General features: G+C 64.6%; 14 protein-coding genes. 10 read left to right on the top strand and 4 right to left on the bottom strand.

The window, feature by feature from the left end:
* Nucleotides 1–230: 230 nt before the first annotated feature.
* Nucleotides 231–1,007: a recombinase family protein gene (locus AMD30_RS24690; protein WP_020171242.1), complete on the bottom strand. Its 777-nt coding sequence runs from the start codon at nt 1,005–1,007 to the stop codon at nt 231–233.
* Nucleotides 1,008–1,212: 205 nt separating this feature from the next.
* Between AMD30_RS24690 and AMD30_RS24685 the strand changes: the two genes are divergently transcribed.
* Nucleotides 1,213–2,172 (top strand): TIR domain-containing protein, encoded by a 960-nt coding sequence (locus tag AMD30_RS24685; protein ID WP_083229418.1) that lies wholly within the window; start codon nt 1,213–1,215, stop codon nt 2,170–2,172.
* A gap of 307 nt (nt 2,173–2,479) precedes the next feature.
* On the opposite strand, the gene AMD30_RS16945 is transcribed toward AMD30_RS24685, so the two are convergent.
* Nucleotides 2,480–3,724, bottom strand: coding sequence for an alpha-D-ribose 1-methylphosphonate 5-triphosphate diphosphatase (locus tag AMD30_RS16945; protein WP_055476444.1), 1,245 nt, complete (start codon nt 3,722–3,724; stop codon nt 2,480–2,482).
* A 176-nt stretch (nt 3,725–3,900) separates the two neighbouring features.
* Between AMD30_RS16945 and phnC the strand changes: the two genes are divergently transcribed.
* The 6 genes from phnC (at nt 3,901) to AMD30_RS25285 (ending at nt 9,089) form a co-directional block, all read left to right on the top strand.
* The gene (gene phnC, locus AMD30_RS16940; RefSeq protein ID WP_055476443.1) at nt 3,901–4,710 is read left to right on the top strand and encodes a phosphonate ABC transporter ATP-binding protein; all 810 of its coding nucleotides are present in this window, start codon (nt 3,901–3,903) and stop codon (nt 4,708–4,710) included.
* 56 nt (nt 4,711–4,766) lie between these two features.
* Nucleotides 4,767–5,675, top strand: coding sequence for a phosphate/phosphite/phosphonate ABC transporter substrate-binding protein (phnD, locus tag AMD30_RS16935; protein WP_055476442.1), 909 nt, complete (start codon nt 4,767–4,769; stop codon nt 5,673–5,675).
* Nucleotides 5,672–6,508, top strand: a complete 837-nt coding sequence (gene phnE / locus AMD30_RS16930) for a phosphonate ABC transporter, permease protein PhnE (protein ID WP_055476441.1) — start codon at nt 5,672–5,674, stop codon at nt 6,506–6,508. The genes phnD and phnE overlap by 4 nt, the downstream gene beginning before the upstream one ends.
* Complete coding sequence (locus AMD30_RS16925) at nt 6,505–7,539, top strand: phosphonate dehydrogenase (RefSeq protein ID WP_055476440.1); 1,035 nt, start codon at nt 6,505–6,507, stop codon at nt 7,537–7,539. The genes phnE and AMD30_RS16925 overlap by 4 nt, the downstream gene beginning before the upstream one ends.
* Complete coding sequence (locus AMD30_RS16920) at nt 7,536–8,294, top strand: GntR family transcriptional regulator (protein ID WP_055476439.1); 759 nt, start codon at nt 7,536–7,538, stop codon at nt 8,292–8,294. The genes AMD30_RS16925 and AMD30_RS16920 overlap by 4 nt, the downstream gene beginning before the upstream one ends.
* 234 nt (nt 8,295–8,528) lie before the next feature.
* Entirely contained in the window at nt 8,529–9,089 is a 561-nt protein-coding gene (locus tag AMD30_RS25285) for a hypothetical protein (RefSeq protein ID WP_171011585.1), read from the top strand.
* A gap of 67 nt (nt 9,090–9,156) precedes the next feature.
* On the opposite strand, the gene AMD30_RS16910 is transcribed toward AMD30_RS25285, so the two are convergent.
* Together AMD30_RS16910 and AMD30_RS16905 are read right to left on the bottom strand one after the other, a co-directional pair.
* Nucleotides 9,157–9,591, bottom strand: coding sequence for an ATP-binding protein (locus AMD30_RS16910; RefSeq protein ID WP_055476438.1), 435 nt, complete (start codon nt 9,589–9,591; stop codon nt 9,157–9,159).
* Nucleotides 9,592–9,601: 10 nt separating this feature from the next.
* The gene (locus tag AMD30_RS16905) at nt 9,602–10,033 is read right to left on the bottom strand and encodes an STAS domain-containing protein (protein ID WP_055476437.1); all 432 of its coding nucleotides are present in this window, start codon (nt 10,031–10,033) and stop codon (nt 9,602–9,604) included.
* A gap of 192 nt (nt 10,034–10,225) precedes the next feature.
* Between AMD30_RS16905 and AMD30_RS16900 the strand changes: the two genes are divergently transcribed.
* The 3 genes from AMD30_RS16900 to AMD30_RS16890 all read left to right on the top strand — a co-directional run bounded on the left by AMD30_RS16900 (nt 10,226) and on the right by AMD30_RS16890 (nt 11,620).
* Nucleotides 10,226–10,897, top strand: coding sequence for an 8-oxoguanine DNA glycosylase OGG fold protein (locus tag AMD30_RS16900; protein ID WP_055476436.1), 672 nt, complete (start codon nt 10,226–10,228; stop codon nt 10,895–10,897).
* A gap of 190 nt (nt 10,898–11,087) precedes the next feature.
* Complete coding sequence (locus tag AMD30_RS16895; RefSeq protein ID WP_055476435.1) at nt 11,088–11,285, top strand: hypothetical protein; 198 nt, start codon at nt 11,088–11,090, stop codon at nt 11,283–11,285.
* Nucleotides 11,270–11,620, top strand: a complete 351-nt coding sequence (locus AMD30_RS16890; protein WP_223258969.1) for a hypothetical protein — start codon at nt 11,270–11,272, stop codon at nt 11,618–11,620. Before AMD30_RS16895 ends, AMD30_RS16890 begins: the two co-directional genes overlap by 16 nt.
* Nucleotides 11,621–11,756: the final 136 nt, after the last annotated feature.

The raw sequence follows: 11,756 nt of genomic DNA, 5'->3' as shown, positions 1-11,756 counted from the left end.
ACTGGCGAGTGGTGGTCACCCGGGCGCGCACTAGGTCGCGCCGAACGAGACGGTGGAGCTCATTCCAACCGGAACTCACTGACGCGTGCTCGAACCCTCGTCGTCCATGCCGTAGCGGGGATCTCCGAACGCGGCATCTCGACGCAAGGGCTACGACTTCGGTGTCATGTAAGGGTGTCGCACCAGCTTCGTCGCGCAGTGGGCGGGCTAACGCGACGTGTCGGCGGCGCCTACTTCCTTACTCGCTGGAGTGCGCGGTAGAGCGTGGATCGACCCACCCCGAGATCCCGGGCGATAGCTGACGGCCCCTCCCCCGCCTCGATACGGGCAAGGGCCTTGTCGATCTGCTCCTCAGTCAGGACGCGTTTGCGTCCCTTGTACTTGCCCTTCGCCTTGGCGATGGCGATACCCTCGGCCTGGCGTTCGCGAATGATGGCCCGCTCGAACTCTGCGAACGCCCCGAGCAGCGAGAGCATCAGGTCGGCTCGAGGATCCTGGGCACCGGCAGCGTAGGTGGCCCGCTCGTGGACGAACCGCACACTCGCACCCTTCGCGGTGACCTCGCCGACGATCTGCTTGAGATCAACCAGGGAACGAGCGAGTCGGTCCATCGACGCGACAACCAGCTCATCACCGTCCCGCAGATACCTGATGCACTCTTCGAGCTTTACGCGATCAGCGCGCGAGCGTGCCGACTGTTTCTCGATATAGACCCGGTCGCACTCCCCCACCGCCTCGAGCTGACGCGCCTCGTTCTGATCCGCGGCTGACACCCGCACGTACGCCACCCGCTGCCCACGCGCATGCGAAGATCGGCGAGCCGGCTTCGGATCTGGCTTCGGCTTTGGCGTTACCTCGATGACGTTCTCCGAGTCCGTCGACTCCACCCGAAAGTTCCAACCCAACTCATCCCGACGACGGAACCGAGTCCGCACCTTCCCGCGGCTGACGATGAGCACCTCCTCGCCACCCGAACGATTCAGCAACGTCCCGATCCGATCAGCCATGAGGGGACCCTTTCGCCCGGAATCTGTATCAATAGATCCTAGACCCCCCGGGAGAACGTTTCATAAGTATCAAACTAGACCCTGTGACACAGCAGCGACTGCCGGCGGCGCATCGTCCCGCACGGGTGTACCCCACCAGGACGTTGCCCGTTCACGGCCGGATCACCTGCCTGCCTCACCCCTCCCACTGCGGTAACATCGCTCGATGCCTTCCGCGACATTTAAACGCGCCGATTCCCGCTACTTCGCTTCCAGCCTAAGCGAGGGCACAACCCATTCTGGAATTGACACGTTCGAGGGGCCACTTGGCATTACAACCGAGGGAAATAAAGGAGAACGAAGCAACAAGATAGTGCAGCACATCTTTAACGGTCCGAACACTGATCTACTCCTTATTGAGCTTCTAAACTTCCTATACGTAGAAAACAGCTACGCTGACACATCCGACAGCAATCCTTCATACGCCAACTTGCGCAAGCGCGTACTGGACCCTCGAGGCATATCGCTCACCGAGAGCGGGTACACCCTGCCAGATGGTCGGGACGTTGACGACCTTCGTGCATCCAACGGCGCCCTTGAAAATGAGCGCTCCGCAGTCTCTAAGCCGGTTACAGCCATACAGTCCCCTGACACGCCAATTGAGAATAGAGATCCCGCCAAGATATTTATAGTTCACGGCCGAGACGCACGTCCGCTTGTTGCCCTTAGAACATATCTATTGTTTCTGGGGCTTCATGACATCTCGTGGTCAGAGGCAGTAAAACTGACCGGGGAACCCCAACCGCACACTTACGATATTGTCCGTGCCGGAATGCTGCATGCCTCAGCCACGATCGTAATTTTCTCCCCAGACGACCTCGCCCGAGTTAAGGACGAATTCTCCGAGACCGGAGATCCGGATCGAACCCCTCAAGGTCAAGCTCGACCGAACGTACTTCTGGAAGCTGGAATGTCATTCGCCATGGCCCCCGAGCGCACGATATTTGTCAAGAGCGGGCCGTCCAGGGAAATTTCAGATATCGCCGGGTTCAACTGGATCAAGCTCGACGGAAAGTGGGACAGTCGGCTCGATCTCAAGTATCGACTAGAAACCGCTGGCGCTTCCGTTAGGGCAGGAACATATGACCTTCAAGACCCGCTAGCTGGACCCTTCATGGTCCAGTAGTCCACTTCCGCCGATAATGTCATATTCCGTCATGCTTGCTGGTCAGTGGGCGACCGATTGCCGCTGACAGCGCGGACTGCGTGTGCGGTCATTTTCGGTGTGACGTCCGAGGAAGGTTCGCTCCCCTCGACGCCGTGGTCAGTCGAGAGTCCGGTCAAGCCCCGTGTGGTGGTGTAACTCGTTTCTGATCCTTCGCTTGCGGTCAGGCGGGGAGTTGCATCAGGTCATCGGTGCTCACCTCCGTCGGACTGGTGTGAGACAGCCGAAGCGGTGACAGTCCTCGTGGCCTACTGCCGCTGAATCCGAGCTACTCGCGGGCAGCGGTATGCGACTGAGTCGAAATGACGTGGGCGACGGGCCACGTCTTGCTGAGGTCGGTCAGGACCAGGTCGGCTCGGAAGCCTTCGGTCAGCACGCCACGGTCGTTGAGACCGACACAGGCGGCCGGGCCTGAGGTGATCAGCCGCACGGCGTGCGGGAGTGAGAGGACACCGTCGCGCACAAGTCGCACTGCGGCTGGGAGCATCGAGGAGGGAAGGTAGTCGCTGGCCAGGGAGTCGGCCACACCGGCGACGACGAGCTCGGCTGCCGAGACGTTCCCGGTGTGGGAGCCGCCACGGACGACGTTCGGGGCGCCAGCAACGACGAGCATGCCTCGGTCGCGGGCGGCACGGGCGGCGTCCAGGGTCGTTGGGAACTCCGCCACGGTGCAGCCGCGGTCGGCGGCAGCCGCGACGTCTTCCGGGGTGGCCAGGTCGTGGCCGAAGAGCCGGATGTGTCCGGTCCGGGCCAGGTCGCCCAGCCACGTGAGGGTGCGGTCGCGCACGGCGAGACGTTCGGCGCGGGTGCAACGCCACCGGTCGACGTGGTCGACCGCAGCAGCCTCGGCCATGCCCTCGTTGGTGATCAGCCACCGCTGCATGGTCGTGGGGTCGGCGAACTGCCCCTGCCCCGGTGTGTGGTCCTCGTGAGAGACGATCGGTACCCGTGCGTGTGGGGGATCATTCGGTGTGGTGATGCTCCGACGCGTTTCAGAATCCGCGGAGTCGTCGAATGCGGCCAGCTCCGTTGCGAGCAGCGTCCGGCCGTACTCGCAGCGGGCGTCCAACCGGTGCAAGACTTGGTGGTCGACCTGGGTGTCGTCAGCGTGACGCAGCGAATCGGACAATTCTGCCGCAGCGGGGGAACCGATCGTCGTTCCCACGATGGAGCGCTCCTGGAACGCAAGGCCATGGAAGGCGGTCGTGATACCTGCCGCGCGTAGACGGCCGCCCGCCGACATCAGTGCGAAGGCAGGGTCTAGGACGACGCCCGGTCGCGGCCGGGTCTCCCGCGCGAGGATGTCGGTGTGGACATCGACCAGGCCCGGCAGCAAGTGGGCGCCGTGGGCGTCCAGGGTGCAGCCGGCACCCGGCGGGTGTGGGCCCACCTCGGCGATCCGACCCTCGCGCACCACCACTCTTGCGTTATCCACCACCCGATGGGGCAGCACCGCTGTGACGTGGCCGATCACAAAATCTGTCGGCGTCCAACACGAGTTCCCAAAGGTCATGACGACACATTCTGACAGGGCCCTATGGCCGTCGCATGAACGCGGAAGCCATCGGCCGTTCACCGGCATCGGATGGTCGGACGGGGTTCACTCACCGTTCTCTCAACCCTAATCGCCCGTTCGTAAGTCCTCTATAGGTTTCGGGGTGTTCGACCAAGTCCTATAGAGGGGTTTCCATGATCGAGCTCGTCGAGGTGAGCAAGACCTACAAGGGGGGCGTGCAGGCGCTGCGCCGAACCGACCTGACGATCGAGGCCGGGCAGGTGACCGTGCTGCTCGGTCCTTCGGGAGCCGGCAAGTCGACGCTGCTGCGGTGCATAAATTTGCTCGTGCAGCCCACCACCGGGACTGTGCGTGCCGCCGGTCTCCCGGCACTGGACTCGCGCCGTGCATTACGACGGCATCGCCGGCGCACTGGCATGGTTTTCCAGCACCACCATTTGGTCCCGCGGTACACCGCGCTGCGCAACGTGCTGCTCGGCCGAGTCGGCTACCACAGTTTCTGGCACGGTCTCCTGCCCGCTGGTCGCGCCGACGAGCGCATCGCCCTCGAGGCGCTCGACCAGGTGGGTCTGCTCGACAACGCGCTCACCCGGGTCGACAATCTCAGCGGCGGCATGCAGCAGCGCGTCGGCATCGCCCGCGCACTCGCCCAACAGCCGCAGCTGATCCTCGCCGACGAACCGGTTGCCAGCCTCGACCCGGCCACCGCAGGCCGAGTGATGGCGCTGTTGCGCCGTGTCTGTCACGACAACGGCATCACACTCGTCGCCAGCCTCCACCAGGTCGACCTGGCCCTTGAGCACGCCGACCGCATCGTCGGCCTCGCACACGGCGAGATCGTGCATGACAGCCCCGCGTCCGATGTCACCGATGACGCCATCCGACTCATCTACGAAGGCGTCACTGAGGAACCCAACGGGGAATCCGACGGCGACGCCGTCACCAGTACTGTCACCGGCCACCTCGCTGCTGGTGTCCGCTGACCGGAAGCTGTTCGCATCACCCGAATCACATTCACCAGATCCTGGAGTTCTTCACAATGACCAGACCAGCCCGTTCCACAGTTGCCGCCCTGGCGGCGCTGATCTCTTTCGCGCTTGTTCTCACCGGCTGCGGCTCCGGCTCCACCTCCGAGCCTGCCGCCGGCGAGGTGCCTGAGACCCTCCGCGTGGCCCTGCTGCCCGACGAGAACGCGTCTCAAGTGATCCAGGACAACGAACCGCTCAAGGAATACCTAGAGGACGAGTTGGGCGTCGAGGTCGAACTCATCGTCACCACCGACTACTCCTCGATGATCGAGGCGATGACCCGCGGCCGGTTGGACCTGGCCTACTTCGGGCCATTGTCCTACGTGCTCGCCCAGGAGCAGGCCGACATCGAGCCCTTCGCCGCGCTGCAGGAGGAAGAAGGCGCTGCCCCCACCTACCAAGGGGTGTTTCTCGCCAATGCCGACTCCGGCATCACCACACTCGACGACGTCGCTGGCAAGACCGTCGCGTGGGGAGACCCGGCCAGCACCTCCAGCCACCTGATACCCAAGGCCATGCTCGCCGAGGAAGCGGACCTGCGCGTCGACGACGGCGACTACGAAGAACAGCACGTCGGCGCCCACGACGCGGTGGCGCTGGCAGTGCAGAACGGCAACGCCGACGCGGGCGGCATGAGCCTGCCCATCTACGAGCGCATGGTCCGAGACGGGACCATTGACCCTGAGGTGGTCGTGACCGTCCAGGAGTCCGAGCCCTACTACAACTACCCGTGGACTATGCAGACGAATCTGCCCGAGGACTTCAAGGACAAGGTGCGGGCGGCGTTTTTAGAACTCGACGACGACGCCGTGCTCGAGGCGTTCGAGGCCGCCGGTTTCGGACCTGTGACCGATAAAGACTACGACGCGGTGCGCGACCTCGCGCCCCTGCTGGACATCGACCTGGCGGACTACCAGTGACCGCCGACACTTTGCCGGACCCCGTCGAGGAACGGCGGGAAGAACAGTACCGGGACATCTCCCGTCGGGTGTGGATTGGCTGGGGGCGCAACAGCGCCGCCATGGGCGTCGTCGGCGTCCTGGTGCTGGTGTGCGTCTGGGCGGTGGGACTACTCGACGGCGAACGGATGATCACCGGGCTGGCCGACATCGCCGACCTCCTGGGCGACATGTGGCCCCCGGACTTCACCCACATCAACCGGTGGTGGGGCCCACTGTGGGATTCGATGTCGATGAGTATCGCGGCCACCGCACTGGCGGTCCTGCTGTCGGTCCCACTCGCGCTGCTCGGGGCCCGTAACACCTCCCCGCACCCCACCGTCTACGCGGTCGCGCGCCTGGTCCTCAACACCCTGCGATCGGTGCCCGAGCTGATCATGGCGATCGTGTTCGTCGCCGCCGTCGGCTTCGGCGCCCTTCCCGGCGCACTGGCGCTGGGTATCCACTCCGCCGGCATGGTCGGAAAGTTCTTCGCCGACTCGATCGAACGCGCCGATCAAGCATCCGTCGAGGTCGCCCGCGCCGCCGGAGCCACCCGGGCACAAGTGATCCTGCACGGCATCCTGCCGCAGGTGCTGCCCCAAATGGCCGACGTCACCGTCTACCGGTGGGAGCTCAACTTCCGCGCCTCGGTAGTCGTCGGCGTCGTCGGCGCCGGCGGCATCGGATTCGAGCTGATCGCCGCCCTCCGCACCCTCCAGTACCAGGAAGTCTCCGCAATCCTGCTCGTCATCCTCGCCACCGTCACCGTGGTCGACGCCCTCGGCGGAGCATTACGAAGAAGGTTCCAATGACAAACGCGTCCGCGCGCCCGGTGGTCGTTCTCACCCACCGGGTGCATCCCCAGATCCTCGACATGCTCGGCCGCGAGTGCGACGTGGTGCCGAACCAGCAAGACGACAGCCTCCCGGCATCCGAACTGAAACGCCGAGTGGCACACGCCGACGGGCTGATGGCGTTCATGCCCGACCAGATCACCGCGCAGTTCCTCGACGGTTGCCCGCGACTGCAGGTGGTCGCCGGCGCACTCAAGGGCTACGACAACATCGACGTTCGCGCCTGCACCGAGCGCGGCATCTGGCTCACCCGAGTCGAGGACTTACTCACCGAACCCACCGCGGAATTGGCAGTCGGGCTGCTGATCGGCCTCGCTCGACACGTCGCGACCGGTGACCGCACCGTGCGAGCCGGTTTCCGCGGCTGGCGGCCGGTGCTCTACGGACGCACACTCGTCGGCTCCACGATTGGCATCGTGGGCGCCGGCGTACTCGGCCGGGCCGTGGCGCAAATGCTCTCCGGATTCAATCCCCGACTTCTCTACCACGACCCCGATCCGGTGCCGTCCGCAACCGCGGCGTCGATCGGTATGGAACGGGTGGAACTCGCCGAGCTTCTGCAGCACAGCGACTCCGTGGTGGTCTGCGCCCCCCTGACGGCGGACACACTGCACCTGCTCGACCACGAGGCGATGACATCGATGCGACCCGGAGCGCTGCTGGTCAACGTCGGACGAGGCTCAGTGGTGAACGAAGGCGCAGTGGCCGAGCTCCTGCGCAGCGGACACCTCGGCGGATATGCCGCAGACGTGTTCGAGTTCGAGGACCTCTCCCGACCCGACCGCCCCAGCGGCCTGCACCCGGACCTGATGGAACTGACGAGCCATACCCTCTTCACCCCGCACCTCGGATCTGCGGTCGCGACGGCACGCTTGGCGATCGAGGAACACGCGGCGAGATCCATCCTGCAATCACTCGCAGGCAAAATGCCCGACGGAGCCGTCAACGACCCGCGGAAACCGTCGACCTCCTCCGTTCCCGCAGTATGATCACGCCCATCAGCGACGCCGCACCCACCAAAACCAGTCCTCGGGTACCGGTGTACCTTTCCGCCGCCGACGCGCTCGCCGAGACAATTGCCAACCAGCCCGTCGGCACTCGGCTCCCCTCAGAAGACGAACTAGCCCGCATCCTGGGCGTCAGCCCGCTCACCGCCCGAGCAGTACTGACCGAGCTGGAGAGGCGCTACCTGGTGCGCCGCCGACAGGGCAGCGGCACCTTCGTGTCCCAACGCATCGACTACACCATCAGTCGACACATCCCACCGTCCTGGAGCGCAAGCGTCCGCAAAGCCGGATTCACCCCAGACGTTCGCACCACCGGATGGCGACTCGAGACCCCCCCAACCGAGATCCGTGGCCGCATGAAAGTCGGAGCACGCAGACAACTGCTCGCACTCTCCCGGAACCGATACATCAACCACGAGCTCGTCGGCTACGCAGACACCTACCTCGACCCCCAACTCGTCCCCGACCTACCCCAGATCCTCGGCCCAGCCGACTCATTGCACGACACCCTGGCCACCCACTACAAACTGGAACCCGAGCGCGGATGGTTCGGCGTCTCCATCGACCCCGCGCCACCCCACGTCGCCGAGCACCTCGAACTGAGCGGCCGCCCACCGGTCATCTCTATCCGGTCCCGCACCGATGCCGCCGCACGCAACCACCGCCCCGTGGAACTCACGATCTCCTGGCTTCGAGCCGACGTGTTCCGAGTCGAGGTCGACTTCGACACCACCTAATCAGGACGACAAACCCATCGCCCGCCCCGAATAGCCGCCAGGTCCTCAGCGCGGAGCAGGACGACCTCACCGTCGCGCCACACCCGCGGAATTATCGCAGGTAAACGGCAGTAACCGCAGCTACTGATACTTCCGTCATGTTAACGCCGATAATGTTGCGTTATGTCAGGTACTCCTGACGCGACCCGACTCTTGTGTCTGGTTATCCTGACACAGCGGGTCTACCCTATCGGCATGGGCTGGGTACACGAGAGCGCCACGCACTTGCACGAGGCGGCGTTGGTGCCGTTCTTCGAGGACGGGGCCGAGAGCCACGGGTCGACCATGGTCGACGGCGTTGACTACGAGATCGTCGGGACCGGCCGGCACCCGGACGAGGATCGTCGGCGGCCGTCGGCCGAGATCGTCGGCTGGCTGTTGTCCTGCAATTGCGCCCGGCGAACCAGCTCTGATGTGTCGACCTGGACCGATCCCGTCCAGTGGACGCGGGTGCCCTCAGCGTCCCTCGAGGACCTGGCCCGCCACCAGGTGTTCGCCCCCGACATCGACCTCGACGTCAACGTGCGGCCCGATGTCGCGGCGGCCGCCCAAGCATTGTGGCGGCGTGAGCATCTCGATTCGATCGACATCGACGACGAGATCCGGGCGGCCGTGGAGGCCCGCAGGGACGCCGACGCACTGCTCGACGCCGCGGTGGCCAAGGCCCGCCGGCTGGGTCGCTCGTGGGCCGACATCGGCGCGGCGACCGGCATGACCCGACAATCAGCCAACGAGCGCTGGAAAGACCGCACGTGAGTGCTGCCGGGCGAGTATCGTCTAATTCGATTCTGCCGCAGGTAGTTTCGAAATCTGATACTAGATATCATGTCGTCAGGACGGGCGTCGGCTGCCAGCACATGGTGACGGTGGTGCCGTCGGGTCCGGTGGTAAGCGCATGGGTGTCGCTGAGCGCAGTGATGAGTGCGAGTCCGCGGCCGCGGAAGCGCTGTGCGGGGCTGAGGTCCCAGGTGCCGGTGTCGGTGACAGTGATTTCGAGGGTGCCGCTGGGGCGGCGGCGGCTGCGCACGGTGACCGCGCCTGGCTCTCGAGCGTCTTTGTAGGCGTGTTCGGTGGCGTTGGCAATCGCTTCGTAGACGGCCAAGACGATGTCGGCGCGGCGTTCGGTGTCGGCCTCGACGGTTGCTGTCACCCACACGGTGAACAGTTCGCGCAGTCTGTGGGCGGCCTCGGCGGTGGCCTCGACCGATCGTTCGAAGTCACCGGTGGAGTCGCCATCGAGGTGCTGTGATGAGTCCACGCCGTCGTGTTTACCCAGTCGGGCTGCCGCTCATTCCGGTGGGTCTGGTCATGGCGGTGACGGCGTGGGCGAGGGTGGGGTAGAGGACGATTGTCTGGTCCAGGCCCATGAGCGTCAGCGGCCGCGACGTTGCGGGTGCGGCGGCCACGACTCCGAACAGTCCGGTCGGTGCGATCGCCTCGTGGGCGGCGACGAGTGCGGCCATGCCGGCCGAGGCCAGGAAGTCGGTGGTGGTCAGATCGATGATCAGGCCTCGTGGTTGTCCGTGCAGCGCGTTCGTCACCTCCTCGGACAGTTGTGGTGCGGTGAGAACGTCGATGCTGCCTTGGACGGTCAGGATCACCAGTTCTTCGTGCTGCGCGGAGACGATGGTCATCAATGCCCGGCCGGCGGTGTCTCCGCTGTCGTCAACGAACACGGCATCGGGGTTGTCTGGCTGCACGGTGACTCTCACTTTCACGGAAGGGGGTCACACGACTTGCTGAGTGACCCGGTCCCGACCGACTACATGATCACGGCTATCTCAACGCCATCCAAACCTAGTCCGCCGCCACCGACGGCGCGCGAAGGGTGAAGTGACCTTATGTCACACATCGTTCGCGTACCTCCGGTTATCTGCCGGTAGCGTGAAGGAATGCCGATCGCGTTGACTACCTTGTTTCCCGACGGTTCTGTTCCCGATCGCGAATGGGTCTTGGGCCAGTCAATTCGGTTCGATCCGGCTGCGGTGCGCGCACGCTTGCCGGATGCTGCGATGTGGCCTGACGAGCTCGACAGTGTGTCGGCGGGCAGTGGTCGCTATCGAGTGGTTTCGCGCCGCGATGTCTTTGAGGTCGCAGCCCGAGCGGTGCAGGACGGGTCGCCGATCGTAGCGGCGCAACTGCACGTGGCGTGTGTGGTGTGGGGTACGAGTCCGGGCCTGACGATGGTGCGGGCGCTGCGTCCCCTCAGCCAGCCCGACGCCGCGGAGAAGCTCGCCAAGGCTCTGGCTGTCGTGCGGACCGAGGGGCCGGTCAGCGCCTACAAAGCCCTCAGCGGGCGCAACCGGTTGAAAATCACCGGACTGGCGGCGGGCTTCTTCACCAAGTTCCTCTACTTCGGCGGGTACGACGCCAATGCGTTGACAGGCCGCCCACTGATCTATGACAGCAGGGTTGTAGACAGTCTGCGTCGAGTGACCACCGAAGAGTGGGAGATCGACGGCCCGGCTGACATGTACGGCCGTTACCTTGATTTGGCTGCGGAGTGGGCCCACGACTTCGACACCACCCCGGATGTGATCGAACGAGCACTGTTCGGCCGCTGACAGCCCTCACCGCACTCCTTTTACATGAGCAATCCGCCCCGGGGGGTCTGGTCAGGTCTGGAAGCAACCGGCGATCGCTGGCCCGGTGAGCTGGCATCGGTTCCGGGCAGATCATTGCCCGAGACATGGTCGTTCGCTACGTTCGCGAGAGGGATCGACACCAGACTGTGCCGTTGTTGGGAGGATCATCGTGGCTGATCACGACGTGCGATTCAGCGCCAGTAGGGTGCGCGTTGCTGGCATCGACTTCGAGTTCGATGTCGCGATCGACGGGAGAACTCTCGGCACCCTTTACGTTTCTGAGGGCAATCTGCAGTGGCGACCCAAGCACGGGCAGAAGCGTATTCCGATCTCGTGGAAGGAATTCGCTGAATGGGCCGAATCGTAGCCCGCAGGAGAACCCCACGGGTCGCCGGCACCGGCAATGCGGACGGCCGACGAGTGCAGTTATGCCTGCTTCAGCCGTGGCGGCAAGCCGTAAATAGCTTCTTCCCTGGCGACGACGACGACCCGGATGTTGACGATCTCGTCTGGCTGACCCCACGAACGTATGCTGCCGGCGACATCATGGTGTACCTGGTCGACGCCCCCAGCCCAGCGATCATCAAGATCGACACCCTGTCCCGCGGCTCCGAGGACGATGGCCTGAACGCCGAACCCGACTTAGAGTGGGGCCCCTTCGACCAGGGATTGTCGCTGCGGGCGACCGCGAGAAGTGCCTGAGACAGTGAGCGGGCGCCCGTCGTCAACTCGCCCTGGTCGTGCATGAGCGTTTGATCGAAAGGGTCAACGACCTGTGGTACGGCCATAACCGACCGGGCCGCACGCCAGGTTCTACTGAACCGTCCTGGGTCTGGTG

The organism is Gordonia sp. HS-NH1 (genome assembly GCF_001418765.1).
Taxonomy (GTDB): Bacteria; Actinomycetota; Actinomycetes; order Mycobacteriales; family Mycobacteriaceae; genus Gordonia.
This window is presented reverse-complemented; position numbering and strand designations above follow the sequence as displayed.

What these genes read in the sequence shown, in the direction of transcription:
- AMD30_RS16900 (WP_055476436.1), top strand. Translation starts at nt 10,226, where the DNA reads ATGCCGATCGCGTTGACTACCTTGTTTCCCGACGGTTCTGTTCCCGAT.
- AMD30_RS16945 (WP_055476444.1), bottom strand. Translation starts at nt 3,724, where the DNA reads ATGACCTTTGGGAACTCGTGTTGGACGCCGACAGATTTTGTGATCGGC.
- phnD (WP_055476442.1), top strand. Translation starts at nt 4,767, where the DNA reads ATGACCAGACCAGCCCGTTCCACAGTTGCCGCCCTGGCGGCGCTGATC.
- phnC (WP_055476443.1), top strand. Translation starts at nt 3,901, where the DNA reads ATGATCGAGCTCGTCGAGGTGAGCAAGACCTACAAGGGGGGCGTGCAG.
- AMD30_RS25285 (WP_171011585.1), top strand. Translation starts at nt 8,529, where the DNA reads ATGGGCTGGGTACACGAGAGCGCCACGCACTTGCACGAGGCGGCGTTG.
- AMD30_RS16920 (WP_055476439.1), top strand. Translation starts at nt 7,536, where the DNA reads ATGATCACGCCCATCAGCGACGCCGCACCCACCAAAACCAGTCCTCGG.
- AMD30_RS16925 (WP_055476440.1), top strand. Translation starts at nt 6,505, where the DNA reads ATGACAAACGCGTCCGCGCGCCCGGTGGTCGTTCTCACCCACCGGGTG.
- AMD30_RS16890 (WP_223258969.1), top strand. Translation starts at nt 11,270, where the DNA reads ATGGGCCGAATCGTAGCCCGCAGGAGAACCCCACGGGTCGCCGGCACC.
- AMD30_RS24685 (WP_083229418.1), top strand. Translation starts at nt 1,213, where the DNA reads ATGCCTTCCGCGACATTTAAACGCGCCGATTCCCGCTACTTCGCTTCC.
- AMD30_RS24690 (WP_020171242.1), bottom strand. Translation starts at nt 1,007, where the DNA reads ATGGCTGATCGGATCGGGACGTTGCTGAATCGTTCGGGTGGCGAGGAG.